Origin of the sequence: Paucibacter sp. PLA-PC-4 (genome assembly GCF_026241155.1) — a bacterium.
In the GTDB taxonomy this organism is placed as follows: domain Bacteria; phylum Pseudomonadota; class Gammaproteobacteria; order Burkholderiales; family Burkholderiaceae_C; genus Roseateles_E.
In genome coordinates this window covers 47,827-62,399 of record NZ_JAPFGP010000015.1, presented here as the reverse complement: position 1 = coordinate 62,399, position 14,573 = coordinate 47,827, and the positions used below count along the sequence as shown (strand labels likewise).

The following is a 14,573-nucleotide window of genomic DNA, read 5'->3' as shown; positions in this document are numbered from 1 at the left end:
ATCAGAGCCACTCAAACGGGCACGGCGCTGGGCAGCACCCGGCCCGCGAAGAAGGCCTGCAGATTCCCGATCACATTGTCCACCTGGGCATGCTGGGCGGCCGGCGAGCGGCCCGAGACATGGGGAGTCAGCAGCACCCGGGGCGAGGCGGCCAGCGCAGCCGGTACGGCGGGCTCGCTCTCCAGCACATCGAGCCCAGCGCCGGCGATCTCGCCGGCCTCCAGCGCTGCGATCAGCGCGGCCGTGTCGAGCACCGAGCCCCGCGCGATATTGACCAGATAGCCGGCCGGCCCCAACGCGCGCAGCACCTCGCGACCGACCAGATGGCGAGTGGCCGGGCCGCCAGGACAGGCCAGCACCAAGAAGTCGGACTCGGCGGCCAGGGTCGTCAGCGCGGCCACATGGCGGTAGGGCAGCTCGGCGCGCGGCGTGCGCGCGGTGTAGGCGATGTGCATGTCAAAGGCTTCGGCGCGGCGCGCGATGTGCTGGCCGATATGCCCCAGACCCAACAGACCCAGGCGGGCGCCGTTGAGTGTCGGGCGGGCGGCGCGACTGGTCTCCCAATCGCCGCGCTTGACGGCCGCGTCCAGCCCGACGAGGCCGCGCGCCAACGCCAGCATCAGGCCCAGCGCATGGTCGGCCACGGTGGCGTTGTTGACGCCCGGTGCGTGAGTGACCGCGATGCCGCGCGCGCGCGCCGCCGCCAGGTCGATATTTTCGTAGCCGGCGCCAAAGCTGGCGATCAGCCCCAGCGCCGGCAATCTTGCCATCGCGGCCGCGCTCAGGCCGGTGCTGCCATTGCTGAGTACTGCGCGCAGCCGGCCCAGCCGCGCCTCGCCCAGGCGCGCTCCCAGTGAGTTGAGGGCCTGGGCATCGTGCAGGCCCGCCGGCTCGTAGATCAGCGCATAGCGCTCGTCCAGAGCCGCCAGCGCCTCGGGCTGCAGGGGAATCAGGACCAGCAGCGGCTCGCGGTCAGGCTGGGGATCGTTCATGGTCATCGCATCGCTTTCGTGTAGGTGACTTCCCGGAGTCGTCGCTTGAATTGCTTGTCATGTATACATGTGGATGATATTGTATTCATAACAACAAACCGAGGACCACCACCGATGCACAACAACTGGTATGCCATCGCCAACTACGAGCAGGGCGCCGGCCCGCGCGCGGCGCTGGTGCTGGACGAGCAGCTCTACGACGCCGCCGCATTGGGCGCCGAGGCCAACCCGCTGCTGCTGGGCAGCCAGCATGTGATCACGCAGTGGGAGCAGCAGCGCGCCGCAGTCGATGCGCTGGCGCAGCGCCTGCGTGCCGAGCGCGCCGCCGGACGCGCCCGACCACTGACCCCCGGCAGCTACAAGCTGCTGGTGCCCTACCAGCCGGGCCGCATCTTCGGCGCCGCGTCCAACTACTACGAGCATGCGGCCGAGATGGGCACCAAGCTGATCGCGCGCAGCGAGAGCGCGCCCTACTGCTTCATGAAGGCCGAGAGCAGCGTGATTGCCACCGAGGAGGATGTGGTCAAGCCGGCCGCGACGCACAAGCTGGACTGGGAGGTGGAGCTGGGCGTGATCATCGGCCGCAGCTGCCGCCACGTCTCGGTCGAGCAGGCCCATGAGGTAATCGCTGGCTACACCGTTTTCAACGATATCAGCGCGCGCGACCTGAACCGCCGCAGCGACTATCCCTTCACACACGACTGGTTCCGCGGCAAGAGCTTCGACACCTTCGGCCCGATGGGGCCTTGGGTGGTGCCGGCACAATGCATCGCCGAGCCGCAGAAGCTGCGCATGCGGCTGGTGGTCAACGACGAGTTGATGCAGAACGACACTGCCGAGGGCATGATCTTCAATATCGCCGAGCAGATCGCCTATCTGTCGTCGATGCTGACGCTGCGCCCCGGCGACCTGATCGCCACCGGCACGCCCACCGGCGTCGGTATGGGCCAGGGCAGGTTTCTGCAGCCAGGCGATGTAATGACGGCCAGCATCGAGCAGATCGGCACGCTGCGCAACCGCGTCGTCGCGGCCACGCTCTGAACCTCCCACCCCAACCCAGCCAAGGAAGCCCCATGCCCTCTTCCATCACCGTCCTGCGCGGCATCGCCCTCGCGCTAGCCTGCAGCGCAGGCAGCGCGCTTGCGCAAGACAAGGTCAAGTTCAACCTCGCCTGGCTGCCTCAGGGTAGCACCGGCGGCGTGCTGGTGGCCGCGGCCAAGGGCTACTACGCCGAGGCCGGCATCGAGGTGCAGACCCAGCGCGGCTACGGCGGCCAGCGCACCGTCAACGAGATCGACCAGGGCCTGTTCGAATTCGGCTACGGCGACCCGATCAGCGTGATGCTGAACCGCGCCAACGGCGGCAAGACGGTGATGGTGGGCGCGATCAACACGGTGTGGCCGGCCGCGCTGTGCTATTTGCAAGATGGCAAGCGCAAGCCCTTGCGCAACATGGCAGATCTGAAGGGCCTGAGCCTGGGCGGCGGTGCGGCCTCGCCGCTACAGAACATCGTGCCGGCCTGGCTGGCTGCCAACGGGCTGCCGGCCGACCATCTGAAGCTGCTGCGCCTGGACCCCACCGTGATCAACCCCTCCTTCCTGCAGGGCAAGATCGACCTTGCCGAGTGCTGGGAGGGCGCGAACAAGCCGCTGCTGGAATCGCTGGTGGCGCGCGAGGGCAAGAAGCTCGGCGCCCTGCCCTACCGCGACTTCAATCTGAACATCTACGGCAACGGCCTCGTCACCAGCGAGAAGCTGATCGAGAGCAACCCCGACTTGGTCCGGCGCTTCGTCAAGGCCACCTACCGCGGCTACGAGCTGATGCGCAAGAACCCCGAGGAGGCGGCTGACCTGATCGTCGCCGGCAACAAGCTGCTTAACCGCGAAATCCTGCTGCAGCAGATCAAGGAAACCACGGCCATCATCAGCGACCCCGCGGCCGACAACAAGAAGCCTGGCTATATCCGCGCCGACCGCATGCATGGCACGGTGGAGTTCGCGAAGAGGGCCTTCAATGTGACGGCCGCCGTGCGCGGCGCCGAGATCTACACCAACCGCTTCGTCATCGGCGACTGAAGCGCGCAGACCTAAGCAGGAGCAGACAAGCATGGAGACAAGAGCAAGCCTAAGACCACGTCGCCTGGGCCATATCGTGCTGATGGTGCGCGACATCCACGCCTCGGTGCGCTTCTACACCGAGGTGATGGGGCTGACCGTATCGGACTGGATCAGCGACCAGATGGTTTTTCTGCGCGCCAGCAGCGACCACCATGATCTGGCGCTGTCGCAGATCCCGAAGGATTCGCCCGCGCTCAACGATCTGCCGCGCTACGACCGCCCCGGGGTCGAGCACTTCTCCTACCTGGTCGACGATATGGCCGAGATGGAGCGGGCCGTCGGCGTGCTGCAGGCCCATGGCGTCGAGATCGTGCGTGGCATCGGCAAGCACGGGCCCGGCGAGAACCTGTTCCTGGTCTTCAAGGATCCGGACGGCAACAACGTCGAGCTCTATTGCGAGATGACACAGATCAGTGTCGACCGGCCCTACGAGGCAAGGGTCTGGGAGCGCAACATCGAATCGTTCGATCAGTTCCGTTTCGAGCGCTTTGTCGTGCCGCCGCCGGCCGCCGTGGTCGTAGCCAAGCAGGGTGGCGCGAAAACCGACAAGACCGATGGCGGAGGTCAGGCTTGATGAACCCGATGCTCAAGCGTTGGCTGGAGACCCTGACGTTCTGGGGCCTGCTGGCCCTGTTGTGGGAGTTCGGCGTCGGCTGGCTGGGCATACGCCGCTACCTGCTACCGCCGCTGTCCGATGTGTTGCTGGCCGGCTGGAACGCCCGCGGCGCCTTGCTGGAGAACACCTGGGTGACCCTGCTGGAGGTGCTGGTGGGCTTTGCGGCCGCAGTGCTGGGCGGCGTGCTGCTGGGGGTGCTGATCCATCTGAGCGGCTTTGCGCGCCGCACCCTCTATCCCCTGATCACGGCGCTGCAAAGCATGCCCAAGATCGCGCTGGCGCCGCTGATGATCGTCTGGTTCGGCTATGGCTTCGGCTCCAAGGTGGCGGCCACCTTCTTATTCGCCTTCTTCCCCATCGTGATCGCGACCTTGGGCGGCATGCAAAACGTGGCCATCAATCTTGACGAGCATTTCCGTGCATTGGGTGCCTCGCGCGTGGACACCTTCTGGCGGTTGCAGGTGCCGGCGGCGCTGCCGGCCTTTGTCGACGGCATCAAGATCGCGATGCCGCTGGCCGTGATCGGCGCCATCGTTGGCGAGTTCATCGGCGCCGAGGAGGGGCTGGGACATCTGATGACCATGGCCACCGCGAATGCGCAGACCGACCTGATGTTTGCCGCCATCCTGACCATCACCGCGCTGGCCGTGCTGCTGTATGCGGCGGTCGAGCGCCTGGCCAAAGCCGTCTGGTGGCGTGGCATCTCTTTCTAAGGTGAGTCCTGATGTTGCATCAAGTCCTTCCCAAGCCGGTGGCCGCAGCAAGCCTGCCGGCGATCAGCGCACGCGCGGTGCTGAAGACCTTCGCCGGCAAGCACGAGGTCAAGGCGCTGGAGGCGGTGGATCTGGAGATCCGGCCCCATGAGTTCGTCTCGATACTCGGCCCCAGCGGCTGCGGCAAAAGCACACTGCTGCGCATCGTCGCCGGGCTGACGCCTTACGAGGGCGGCGAGGTGCTGGTAAACCAGCGGCCCGTCAATGGGCCCAGCCCCGAGATCGGCGTGGTGTTCCAGAGCAGCAATATGCTGCCCTGGCTGACCGTGGGCCAGAACATCGCACTGGGTGCCAAACTGCGCAAGATCCCCGCGGCCCAGGCCGCGCCCAAGATCGCCGCGCTGATCGCGATGCTGGGGCTCAAGGGCTTCGAGAACAACCACCCGCACCAGCTCAGCGGCGGCATGCGCCAGCGCGCCGCCATCGGCCAGATCCTCGCGTTGGATCCGCAGATCCTTCTGATGGACGAGCCCTTCGGTGCGCTCGATGCGCTGACCCGCGACAAGCTCAACGTCGAGCTGCTGCGCATCTGGCAGGAGCAGCGCCAGACCGTGCTGCTGGTGACGCACAGCATTTCCGAGGCGGTGTTCCTGTCGGACAGGGTGCTGGTGATGTCGGGCCGACCCGGCAAGGTGGTGCGCGAGGTCACGATCGACCTGCCGCGCCCGCGCCGGCCGGAGACGATCAAGCAGCACCCGCGCTATGCCGAGTACATGGCCGAGCTGTCGCAGCTGATGGGCGTCTATTGAAATGGTGGAGCATTTGCTGCGCGAGATCGGCCCGCGCTGGGCCGAGGACATCAACAAGCACCGCGCCCAGGTCATCGAGGCCTACACACCGCTGCTGGCCGCGAACCCGCTGCAGGGGCTGGAAGTCACGCGCGACGTCGCCTACGGCGCGCACGCGCGCCAGTGCCTGGACATCTATCAGGGCGGCGAGGCCCGGCGCACCGGCGCGCGCCTGCCCCTGATGGTCTTCGTCCACGGCGGCGCATTCCTGCGCGGGCAAAAGGACAGCAATGACCAAGTCTATGGCAACGTTGCGCGCTTCTTCGCGCGCCACGGCTTTGTCGGCGTCAATGTCGAATACCGGCTGGCGCCCGAGGCGCCGTTCCCGGCAGGCGCACAAGACCTGGCCATGGCGCTGGACTGGCTGCGCGCCAACGCGGCTGGCTTTGGCGGCGATGCGCGGCGCATGCTGCTGGTGGGCCATTCGGCCGGCGGCGCCCATGTGGCCAGTCTGCTCAGTGACCCGCGCCTGCAAGCGCTGGCCGGCCCCCTGATGACGCATATCGCTGGCGCGGTGCTGATCAGCGCACGGCTGCGCGCCGATCAGCGCGCCGACAACCCGAACGCGGCCGGCGTGCGCGCCTATTTCGGCGATCACGAGCACCGTTACGAGTCCGACTCGCCAGTCAGCCATGCCGCGCATGTGCGGGTACCGCTGCTGCTGGCAGTGGCCCAGTACGAAAACCCCTGGCTCGATGTCTATGCGATGGAGTTCGCCCACCGCGTAGGCCTCGCACAGGGCCGCAGCCCACAGCTGGTCTGGGCGCCTGAGCACAACCACACGTCCATCGTCGCCCATCTCGACAGCGGCATTGGCGACGACAGCTTCGGCCAGCGCCTGCTGAGCTTTGCGCGCGGCCTGAGCCCCTAGCCGGCGCCCGCCCACTCTTCTGTTCTTCCTGCTGGAGTTTTGCCCATGGTCAACGATGTCCTGACCGGCGCGTTCGCGCCCGTCGTCACCCCTTTCCTATCCGATGGCCGGCCCGATGTGGAGCGCTTCATCACCCATTGCCGCTGGCTGCTTGAGCAAGGCGCGGGGCTGGCGCCCTTTGGCACCAATAGCGAGGCCAACTCGATGAGTGCCCTCGAACGCATGGCCCTGCTGGACGCGCTGATTGATGCCGGCCTGCCGCCGCAGCGCATGCTGCCGGGCACCGGCGCATGCTCCGCCCCCGAAGCCGCCCAGCTGTCGCGCCACGCGGTGCAGCGCGGCTGCGCTGGCGTGCTGATGCTGCCGCCCTTCTTCTACAAAGGCATCAGCGACGAGGGCCTGTATGCCTTCTACGCCGAGGTGATCACGCGCATCGCCGATCCGCGACTGCGCCTGTACCTGTATCACATCCCCGCGCTGTCGGGCGTGCCGATCAGCCATGACGTGATCGAGCGCCTGCTGCGCGACTTTCCCGGCATCGTCGTCGGCATCAAGGACAGCTCGGGTGATTGGGACAATCTGCGGGCAATGCTGGAGCGTTTCCCCGAGCTGGCGATCTTCCCGGCCTCGGAGAGCTTCATCTCCCGCACCCGGCCGCTGGGCGCGCGTGGCTGCATCTCCGCCACGGTCAATATCAACCCCGGCGCGATCAGCCGGCTGGTCGAGCAGTGGGACCACCCGGAGGGTCAGGTCTTGCAGGCCCGAGTCGACACGGTGCGCCGGATCGCCCAGGCCCGGCCGATGATTGCCGCGCTGAAGGAGGTGCTGGCCGAGGGCCTGGGCGACCCGGGCTGGCGCCGTTTGCGTGCCCCGCTGGTGGGCCTCGCGCCCGAGGCCGCGCAGGCCCTGCATGCCGAGTTGGCCGAGGCCGGCTTCAAGCTGTGACGGCCGGCACCAACATTGCGCCGCTGGGCAACTATCCGGCGCTGCGGCGGCGCGGCCCCTGGCTCTTCGTCTCGGGCATGAGCGCACGCCAGGCCGACGGCACGGTGCCCGGCGATGCGGCCCGCCAGACTCGGCTGGTCATCGAGAAGATCCGCGCGGCACTGGCGACCGAGGGCGCCGAGCTCTCTGACTGCGTCAGCCTGAGCTGCTATCTGGTCGACATGGCCGACTTCGCCGCCTACAACGCCGCCTACGCCGAGTTCTTCCCCGACCTCAGCGGCCCGGCACGCACCACGGTGGCGGTGCACCAGCTGCCACACCCGGACATGCGTGTTGAAATCACCGCCACCGCCTGTTTGCTGGAGGACTGCTGATGCCCCGCCTCGATGACGCCGCACTGGACCTGCTGTTTCGCAGCGCGCGCAGCCACAACGCCTGGCTCGACAAGCCGGTCAGCACGGCCCAGCTGTACGAGCTCTACGAGCTGATGAAGCTCGGGCCCACCAGCTCTAACGGCTCGCCGGCCCGCCTGGTCTTCGTACATAGCGAGACGGCCAGGTCCAGGCTGGTACCGCTGATGGCGCCCGGCAACCAGGCCAAGGTCCAGGCGGCGCCGGTAAGCGTGCTGATTGGCTACGACAAGCGCTTTCACGAGCGGCTGCCCCAGCTGTTTGCGCACAACCCGGGCGCCGCCGCACCATTCGCGGCCAACCCTGCGCTGGCCGAGGCCACCGCCTTTCGCAACAGCAGCCTGCAGGGTGCCTACCTGATGCTGGCGGCGCGCTCGCTGGGGCTGGACTGCGGCCCCATGTCGGGCTTCGATGCGGCCAGCGTCAACCGCGAGTTCTTCGGCGACGAGGTGGTGGTGAATTTCATCTGCTGCCTGGGCTATGGAGATCCGGCGGGCTTGTTTGCGAGGCATCCGAGGTTGAGCTTCGACGAGGCTTGTCAGGTGCTGTGAAGTACTTGGCGTCGCCGCATGATCAGGCCGAATGCCGGCTTTACTCCGCTCATGTGCTCAGGACTGTGCCAGCCCTACTCTGCCCAGGACACTCCTCTACTTCGCTTCGCAAAGCCCGAGCCAACCTGATCTGATATCGGACGTTGCGCTGAAGGAGAACTCCAGCGCCTGTTGCCGAGCGTGGCGAGTGAGTGGCCCAGCGAGGCAATAGAGGACGCAGCAGGCCGGGCTCAGTCCCGGGCAGGCGCGGAGCCTCTCACCAGCTGCTCACGGCCCCGCCCCTTCAGGCAGGGATCGGTAAACCATCCAGCCCCTTGACCTCTTGCAACGAAAAACTGGTCCTGACCATCTTGACCCCCGGCAGCCGGCGCAGCTTGTGCTGCATCAGCGCCGAGTAGGCGTCCAGGTCCTGGGCCACGACCACCAGCACAAAGTCCTCGGGGCCGGAGACGCCGTGGCACATCACGACCTCGGGGATGTCGCGCACAGCGCGCTCGAAGTCCAGCGAGTGGCCCTCGTCCTGGCCCTCAATGCTGATAGTCACGAAAGCCATCACCCCATATCCCAGCGCACGCCGGTCCAGGCGCGCGTGATAGCCCGCGATCAGCCCGGCGTCTTCGAGCCGCTTGATGCGGCGCCAGCAGGGTGATTGCGAGAGCTGGGTCTGCTGCGCCAGCTCCGAGGTGGTCAGCCGGGCATTGGCCTGCAGGGCTTGCAGCAACAGTCGGTCGGTCGCGTCGATCTCTACTTGCATAAAAAAATCTCCTTAAGCCAGCTTACGGGATCAATTTGCCCCAAACAAGCATGGGTAGGGTTAGCAGGGTGATAAACAAGACACGCAATGCATAGACTGGCCTCGTTGTATACATAAACACGAATGCAAATACAGCATTCCAGCTCACATGAACTCTGCCCTGCCCTTTGTTGCCACCCGCGCGCTGACCCGCGCAGACTGCCAGGCCCTGGACGCCCGTGATCCGCTAGCCGCCTGCCGCGCGCGCTTTGCCCTGCCCGAGGGCGTGATCTATCTGGACGGCAACTCGCTGGGTGCGATGCCGCGCGCGGTGCCGGCGCGCATGCAGCGCGCGATCGAGCAGGAATGGGCCGTGGGCCTGATCCGATCCTGGAACGATGCGCACTGGTATCCGGCGCCGCAGCGGGTCGGCGGCCAGGTGGCGGCGCTGATCGGCGCGGCGGCCGACGAGGTCATCATGGCCGACTCGACCTCGGTCAACCTCTTCAAGGTGCTGGTCGCGGCACTGCGCCTGCGGCCCGGCCGCAAGGTCATCCTCGGCGAGAACGCCAACTTCCCGACCGATGCCTATGTAGCCGGCGGCGTGGCCGAGCTCATGGGGGCCGAGTTCCGCGCCGTTGACGCCGATGCCGTGCTGGCCGCGCTGGACCAGCACGGCCCGGAAGTGGCCGTCGTTTCGCTGACCCATGTCAATTACAAGAGCGGCCAGATCTACGACATGGCGGCCATCACCCGGCGCGCTCACGAGGTCGGCGCGCTGGTGGTCTGGGATCTGGCCCATACGGCCGGGGCAATGCCCTGCGAGCTGAACGCCTGCGAGGCCGATTTCGCGGTCGGCTGCGGCTACAAATACCTCAACGGCGGCCCCGGTGCTCCGGCGTTTGTGTTCGTCGCGCGGCGCCACCAGGCCGACGTGCAACAGCCGCTGACCGGCTGGCATGGCCATGCCAATCCCTTTGCCTTCGGCCAGACCTATGCACCGGGCACCGGCATGGACCGCATGCTGGTCGGCACCGCGCCGCAGCTGGGCCTGATCGCGCTGGAGGCGGCGCTAACGGCCTTCGACGGCGTGGACCTGCAGTTGCTGCGCGCCAAGAGCCTGTCGCTGACCGAGACCTTCATCGCGCTGGTGGACCAACAGCTGGCCGGCCAGGGCTTCGGCCTGGCGACGCCGCGCGACCCGGCCCTGCGCGGCAGCCAGGTCTCGCTGACCCATGAGCAGGGTTACGCCATCGTCCAGGCCCTGATCGCGCGCGGCGTGATCGGCGACTTCCGCGCCCCCGACATCCTGCGCTTCGGCTTTGCGGCGCTCTACCTCAGCCACACCGATGTCTGGGATGCGGTGGCCGCGCTGCAGACCGTGATGGCGCGGCGCGAATGGGCGCTGCCCGAGCACCAGGCCAAGAAGGCCGTGACCTGAGCCGTGATCTGAGTTTCTTGTTTCCCTCCCTCCCCGCACTCTCCCTGCGCTTGCTCTTACCTACCCCGTCCAGGAGCTTCCCATGAAGATGAAGTTGAAGAAGAGAAGTATCAAGAAGAGTGTGTGGCCGCTGGCCGCCGCGCTGGCCGCCGGGCCGGCGCTGGCCCAGGTGACGCTGTCCGGCTTCGTCGACATCAATATGGAGCACGCGAAGTCCGGCGGAAAATCCATCAAAGGCCTCAGCTCCGGCGGCCTGAACACCTCGCGCCTGCAGTTCAAGGCACAGGAAGACCTGGGCGGCGGCCTCAAAGTCACGGCCGTGCACGAGATCACGCTCAAGGCCGACAGCGGCCAGCAGGGCTCGCCACGCCACACCTATGCGCAGATCGGCTCCAAGGACTGGGGCGAGCTCAGCGCCGGCCGCCGCGACCTGCCCTCGGCCGAGATGTACGGCTATATCGACCCGACCTATTCGGGCGACTACAGCCCGATCAGCAACGCCATGCTCTATTACGCGCCCTGGCGCGAGAGCAACGGCCTGTTCTACACGACGCCGCGCATTGCCAACTTCCAGGCCCGGCTGGCCGCCACCGCCGGCCGAGAGGACGCCAGCAAAGACGCCCAGGTGCGCAGCGCCGCGCTCGACTACTTCGCCGGCAATCTCTACCTGATGGCCGCGGTCGACCAGCAGCACCGCCGCGATCTGTCCGACGCCAGCCAAATGCGGCGATCGCGCGACTACTACCTGGGCGGCGTCTACAGCGTCAGCAGCGCGCTGGATCTGACCTTTCTTTACCACCGCTACAACGGCTACTACGCCTACCCGCCGTATGCGGACTTCACGTCCAAGGGCCAGGATGTGCAGCTGGGCTTGCGCTACGAGTTCAACGCGCAGCAGCGCGTGTTCGCCAGCCTGGTGCGCAAGAACGACAAGCTCGACGCCGCGCTGTCCGACGCCACCAGCTGGGTGGCCGGCTATCTCTACGGCTTGTCCAAGCGCACTGACCTCTACGCCATCGTCGGCGCGGTCAAGCATGCGCGCGACTCGAACATGCGCTTCCCGGTGAGCTTCAACCACGCCACCCCGCTGTCCAACGAAAACCCGCGCGGCCTGCAGCTGGGCCTGCGCCACAAGTTCTGATCAAGGAGATCCCGTCATGAAACTCAAGCTCATCGCGCTGTTGATCAGCGCCGGCCTGGCCCAGCAGGCGCTGGCGCAGACCATCGTCGCGCCGGCCGCCGGCACACCCAAGCTGCCGGTCAAGGAGAACCCCGAACCCGCCAAGGGCACACCGGGCGAGCCCGCTAGACCCGACCCCGCCAGCTACGGCCTGGATCCGGCCACCGGCGTCTACAAGCACCCGGCCGAGACCCCCGGCATCGGCGGCACTCATCCCTTCAAGGGCAGCCTCGACTATCTGGATCAGAGCAGCTATCTGCACAACACCAAGGTCGAGGCCCTGCACCCGGAGATGCTGGGCAGTCCGTATCACAGCTGGCAGACCACAGTGGACATGAACGGCCGCCGCTACATGGTCATTCACGAGAAGTCCTTCTACAAGGTCTTTGACATCACCGACCCGCGCAAGGCCCAGCTGATCGCGCAGAAAAAATGGGGCTGGGGCAGCAGCGAGCACCCGTTCGGCCCGCTGACGATCCAGTTCAATGAAAAGCTCGGCAAGCATGTGGCCGTGCAGTGCTACGAGGTCACCCGCTTCGGCATCCTCGAGAACAAGTACAAGCCCGAGCAGCAGGACAAGATAGACATCATCCGCAAGCAGCCCATCCTGCGCGGCTTTCGCGTCTTCGAGCTCGATGGCCCGGACCCGGCCAACTGGAAGAAGCTCTCCGAGCTGCCGCTGGACGCCGGCAGCAGCGCCGACAAGTTCCCGCAGCAGGGCTCAGGCTGCGGCGACATCCCCGTCTACTGGGGCGGCAAATACCTGTTCGTCTCGGGGGCGCCAGACGACAGCTTCTCGAACCAGGAATACGCCAACTTCCTCTACAACCAGGCCCAGATGGCCTTCGACCTGAGCGACCCGCGCGCACCGAAGCGGCTGTCGACCTGGTGGGTGCCGGGCTCTCGCGTCGGCGAGGAAGAGGAATACAAAAAGAACCCGCGCGTGGGCAAGAAGACCGCCTGGATGGGCGCGCGCATGCCGCTGTTCATTCCCAAGGACCCCGAGAAGGGCGGCAAGTATGGCTATGCGGCGATGGGCGGCATGGGCTTTCATGTGATCGATGTGTCCAACCCGGCCCAGCTCAAGCGCGTCGGCAAGCTCGACATGCCGGTCAGCCAGGCCGGCACCGAGGGCGACAACATCGATGTGAGCAAGGTCGAGAAGAGCGGCGTCGTCTACTACAGCGGCTACCCTCTCAACGAAGACTGCTACGAGCCCTACAAGGACATCTACGCGATCGACGTCAAGAACCCGGCCAGCCCCAAGGTGATCGCGACACTGCCACGGCCCACACCACCCAAGGGCGCGGCCTTCACCGACTACTGCCAGCGCCGCGGCAGCTTCGGCCCCAAGCGAACTGGCTACTGGCACCAGCCGGGCACGCCCAGCGACAAATACCTGGTCTACGCCTTCTACAACGCCGGCGCCCAGATCTTTGATGTCAGCAACCCCGCCGCGCCCAAGATCGCCGGCTACTTCGTGCCGCCGACCGTGGATCCGAGGATGAATCAGCACTTCGGCGACCAGACCCATGGCGTCTTCATCGAATGGGACCGAAAGCTGATCTGGGTCTTCACCAACCACGGCGGCTACGCGATCTCCAGCCCGCTGCTGGGCGCGCCGGTCTTCGAGCTGCCGGCCAAGCAGTGATGATCCTGCGGTCCTGTCTACTCGCGCTGGCCCTGCCGGCCGCGGCTGCCGCGATGCAGCCGCCGGCCTGGGCCGACAGCTGCGTGCTGTGTCACACGCTCAGCGAGCCGCTGGCGGGACCGCCTTTTCTGCGCATCGCCGAGCGCTACCGGGGTCAGCCCGGAGCGCTGGCCCATCTGAAGCAGAGCATTCTCGAAGGCAGCAGCGGCATCTGGGGCACCGCGCGCATGCCGGCCAACACGCAGCTCAGCCCGGCCCAGGCCGAGCAAGCCGCGCGCTGGCTTCTCTCCCTGCCCACCCCCTGAGCCTGCAGCGGCTTACTCTCAAACGGAGCACATCCACCATGCAAACCCACCGTCCTCATCACACCATTGCCGCCGCCGCGCTGGCACTGTGCAGCGGCATCGTCCTGGCCCAGGAGCAGGTCGTCAAGATCGGCCATGTCGGCCCGACCAGCGGCCCCATCGCCCATCTGGGCAAGGACAACGAGCTCGGCGCCCGCCTGGCGATTCAAGAACTCAACGCCAAGGGCGTCGTGATCGGCGGCAAGAAGGTGCGGCTGGAGCTGATGGGCGAGGACGATGCCGGCGATCCCAAGCAGGGCACCCAGGCCGCGCAGAAGCTGGCAGACGCCAAGGTCAACGGCGTCGTGGGCCATCTGAACTCAGGCACCACCATCCCGGCGTCCAAGGTCTATGCCGATGCCGGCATTCCGCAGATCAGCCCCTCGTCCACCAACCCCAAGTTCACCCGCAACGGCTACAAGACCGCCTTCCGCGTGGTCGCCGACGATGTGCATCTGGGCGGCACCCTGGGTCGTTATGCGGTCAAGGAGCTCAAGGGCCAGTCCATCGCCATCATCGACGACCGCACCGCCTACGGCCAGGGCGTGGCCGACGAGTTCGAGAAAGGTGCCAAGGCCAGCGGCGGCAAGATCGTGGGCCGCGAGTTCACCAATGACAAGGCCACCGACTTCAGCGCCATCCTGACCACCCTGAAGTCCAAGAAGCCCGATGTGGTGTTCTTCGGAGGCATGGACGCGGTGGCCGGCCCGATGCTGCGCCAGATGAAGGCCCTGGGCCTGAACATCAAGCTGATCGGCGGCGACGGCATCTGCACTGCCGAGCTGCCCAAGCTGGCGGCCGGCACGATGGCCGACGGCCAGGTCTTCTGCGCCGAGGCCGGCGGCGTCGACGCGACGCAGAAAAAGGCGATGGACGACTTCCGCGCCCGCTTCAAGGCGTATTCCAAGCTGGAGGTGCAGGTCTATGCGCCCTACTCCTATGACGCGGTGGGCGTGCTGGTCGCGGCCATGGTCAAGGCCGGCTCGGCCGAGCCGGCCAAGTATCTGCCGGTGCTGGCCAAGACCGAGGGCTACCCCGGCGTGACCGGCACGATCGGTTTCGACACCAAAGGCGACATCAAGAACGGCGCGCTGACCCTCTACACCTACAAGGCCGGCGCGCGCGAGGCGCTGGCCGTGGTGCGTTGATCGACAGGAAGTT

The 14,573-nt window shown here is 66.6% G+C and carries 16 protein-coding genes; 14 read left to right on the top strand and 2 right to left on the bottom strand.

All coding sequences use genetic code 11. The features are described from left to right. Positions 1 to 11: 11 nt before the first annotated feature. Positions 12 to 992 carry a 2-hydroxyacid dehydrogenase gene (locus tag OOZ63_RS21190; RefSeq protein ID WP_266007602.1) on the bottom strand — a complete coding sequence of 327 codons (981 nt, stop codon included), beginning with the start codon at positions 990 to 992 and terminating at the stop codon, positions 12 to 14. Positions 993 to 1,106: 114 nt separating this feature from the next. Here OOZ63_RS21190 and OOZ63_RS21185 point away from each other — a divergent pair, with 114 nt between their 5' ends. Genes OOZ63_RS21185 through OOZ63_RS21145 form a run of 9 tightly spaced genes read left to right on the top strand, consistent with a single transcriptional unit; the run spans position 1,107 to position 8,063 of the window. Then, the gene (locus OOZ63_RS21185; RefSeq protein WP_266007601.1) at positions 1,107 to 2,033 is read left to right on the top strand and encodes a fumarylacetoacetate hydrolase family protein; all 927 of its coding nucleotides are present in this window, start codon (positions 1,107 to 1,109) and stop codon (positions 2,031 to 2,033) included. Between the two features lie 32 nt (positions 2,034 to 2,065). Further along, positions 2,066 to 3,067, top strand: a complete 1,002-nt coding sequence (locus OOZ63_RS21180; RefSeq protein WP_266007600.1) for an ABC transporter substrate-binding protein — start codon at positions 2,066 to 2,068, stop codon at positions 3,065 to 3,067. Between the two features lie 31 nt (positions 3,068 to 3,098). Further along, complete coding sequence (locus OOZ63_RS21175) at positions 3,099 to 3,683, top strand: VOC family protein (RefSeq protein WP_266007599.1); 585 nt, start codon at positions 3,099 to 3,101, stop codon at positions 3,681 to 3,683. After that, positions 3,683 to 4,438, top strand: a complete 756-nt coding sequence (locus OOZ63_RS21170) for an ABC transporter permease (RefSeq protein ID WP_266007598.1) — start codon at positions 3,683 to 3,685, stop codon at positions 4,436 to 4,438. Before OOZ63_RS21175 ends, OOZ63_RS21170 begins: the two co-directional genes overlap by 1 nt. An 11-nt stretch (positions 4,439 to 4,449) precedes the next feature. Next, on the top strand, positions 4,450 to 5,247 hold the full coding sequence (locus OOZ63_RS21165; RefSeq protein WP_266007597.1) for an ABC transporter ATP-binding protein: 798 nt from the start codon (positions 4,450 to 4,452) through the stop codon (positions 5,245 to 5,247). A 1-nt stretch (position 5,248) separates the two neighbouring features. After that, on the top strand, positions 5,249 to 6,157 hold the full coding sequence (locus tag OOZ63_RS21160; protein ID WP_266007596.1) for an alpha/beta hydrolase: 909 nt from the start codon (positions 5,249 to 5,251) through the stop codon (positions 6,155 to 6,157). 45 nt (positions 6,158 to 6,202) lie between these two features. Then, positions 6,203 to 7,102 carry a dihydrodipicolinate synthase family protein gene (locus OOZ63_RS21155; protein ID WP_266007595.1) on the top strand — a complete coding sequence of 300 codons (900 nt, stop codon included), beginning with the start codon at positions 6,203 to 6,205 and terminating at the stop codon, positions 7,100 to 7,102. Then, positions 7,099 to 7,476, top strand: coding sequence for a RidA family protein (locus OOZ63_RS21150; protein WP_266007594.1), 378 nt, complete (start codon positions 7,099 to 7,101; stop codon positions 7,474 to 7,476). The genes OOZ63_RS21155 and OOZ63_RS21150 overlap by 4 nt, the downstream gene beginning before the upstream one ends. Further along, positions 7,476 to 8,063, top strand: coding sequence for a malonic semialdehyde reductase (locus OOZ63_RS21145; RefSeq protein ID WP_266007593.1), 588 nt, complete (start codon positions 7,476 to 7,478; stop codon positions 8,061 to 8,063). Before OOZ63_RS21150 ends, OOZ63_RS21145 begins: the two co-directional genes overlap by 1 nt. 283 nt (positions 8,064 to 8,346) lie before the next feature. Here the strand turns inward: OOZ63_RS21145 and OOZ63_RS21140 are convergent, their stop codons facing one another. Then, positions 8,347 to 8,817 carry an Lrp/AsnC family transcriptional regulator gene (locus OOZ63_RS21140; RefSeq protein ID WP_137945138.1) on the bottom strand — a complete coding sequence of 157 codons (471 nt, stop codon included), beginning with the start codon at positions 8,815 to 8,817 and terminating at the stop codon, positions 8,347 to 8,349. A gap of 148 nt (positions 8,818 to 8,965) precedes the next feature. Here OOZ63_RS21140 and kynU point away from each other — a divergent pair, with 148 nt between their 5' ends. From kynU to OOZ63_RS21115, 5 genes are all read left to right on the top strand, one after another. Continuing rightward, positions 8,966 to 10,237 (top strand): kynureninase, encoded by a 1,272-nt coding sequence (kynU, locus tag OOZ63_RS21135; protein ID WP_266007592.1) that lies wholly within the window; start codon positions 8,966 to 8,968, stop codon positions 10,235 to 10,237. Between the two features lie 82 nt (positions 10,238 to 10,319). Continuing rightward, positions 10,320 to 11,378, top strand: a complete 1,059-nt coding sequence (locus OOZ63_RS21130) for a porin (RefSeq protein ID WP_266007591.1) — start codon at positions 10,320 to 10,322, stop codon at positions 11,376 to 11,378. 16 nt (positions 11,379 to 11,394) lie between these two features. Then, the gene (locus OOZ63_RS21125) at positions 11,395 to 13,068 is read left to right on the top strand and encodes an LVIVD repeat-containing protein (protein WP_266007590.1); all 1,674 of its coding nucleotides are present in this window, start codon (positions 11,395 to 11,397) and stop codon (positions 13,066 to 13,068) included. Beyond that, positions 13,068 to 13,373 carry a c-type cytochrome gene (locus tag OOZ63_RS21120; protein WP_266007589.1) on the top strand — a complete coding sequence of 102 codons (306 nt, stop codon included), beginning with the start codon at positions 13,068 to 13,070 and terminating at the stop codon, positions 13,371 to 13,373. Before OOZ63_RS21125 ends, OOZ63_RS21120 begins: the two co-directional genes overlap by 1 nt. A 38-nt stretch (positions 13,374 to 13,411) precedes the next feature. Further along, positions 13,412 to 14,560, top strand: coding sequence for a branched-chain amino acid ABC transporter substrate-binding protein (locus tag OOZ63_RS21115; protein ID WP_266007588.1), 1,149 nt, complete (start codon positions 13,412 to 13,414; stop codon positions 14,558 to 14,560). The last annotated feature ends 13 nt before the right edge of the window (positions 14,561 to 14,573 follow it).

Coding starts and splice junctions, on each gene's coding strand:
- OOZ63_RS21190 (WP_266007602.1), bottom strand. CDS start 992: ATGAACGATCCCCAGCCTGACCGCGAGCCGCTGCTGGTCCTGATTCCC.
- OOZ63_RS21185 (WP_266007601.1), top strand. CDS start 1,107: ATGCACAACAACTGGTATGCCATCGCCAACTACGAGCAGGGCGCCGGC.
- OOZ63_RS21180 (WP_266007600.1), top strand. CDS start 2,066: ATGCCCTCTTCCATCACCGTCCTGCGCGGCATCGCCCTCGCGCTAGCC.
- OOZ63_RS21175 (WP_266007599.1), top strand. CDS start 3,099: ATGGAGACAAGAGCAAGCCTAAGACCACGTCGCCTGGGCCATATCGTG.
- OOZ63_RS21170 (WP_266007598.1), top strand. CDS start 3,683: ATGAACCCGATGCTCAAGCGTTGGCTGGAGACCCTGACGTTCTGGGGC.
- OOZ63_RS21165 (WP_266007597.1), top strand. CDS start 4,450: ATGTTGCATCAAGTCCTTCCCAAGCCGGTGGCCGCAGCAAGCCTGCCG.
- OOZ63_RS21160 (WP_266007596.1), top strand. CDS start 5,249: ATGGTGGAGCATTTGCTGCGCGAGATCGGCCCGCGCTGGGCCGAGGAC.
- OOZ63_RS21155 (WP_266007595.1), top strand. CDS start 6,203: ATGGTCAACGATGTCCTGACCGGCGCGTTCGCGCCCGTCGTCACCCCT.
- OOZ63_RS21145 (WP_266007593.1), top strand. CDS start 7,476: ATGCCCCGCCTCGATGACGCCGCACTGGACCTGCTGTTTCGCAGCGCG.
- OOZ63_RS21140 (WP_137945138.1), bottom strand. CDS start 8,817: ATGCAAGTAGAGATCGACGCGACCGACCGACTGTTGCTGCAAGCCCTG.
- kynU (WP_266007592.1), top strand. CDS start 8,966: ATGAACTCTGCCCTGCCCTTTGTTGCCACCCGCGCGCTGACCCGCGCA.
- OOZ63_RS21130 (WP_266007591.1), top strand. CDS start 10,320: ATGAAGATGAAGTTGAAGAAGAGAAGTATCAAGAAGAGTGTGTGGCCG.
- OOZ63_RS21125 (WP_266007590.1), top strand. CDS start 11,395: ATGAAACTCAAGCTCATCGCGCTGTTGATCAGCGCCGGCCTGGCCCAG.
- OOZ63_RS21120 (WP_266007589.1), top strand. CDS start 13,068: ATGATCCTGCGGTCCTGTCTACTCGCGCTGGCCCTGCCGGCCGCGGCT.
- OOZ63_RS21115 (WP_266007588.1), top strand. CDS start 13,412: ATGCAAACCCACCGTCCTCATCACACCATTGCCGCCGCCGCGCTGGCA.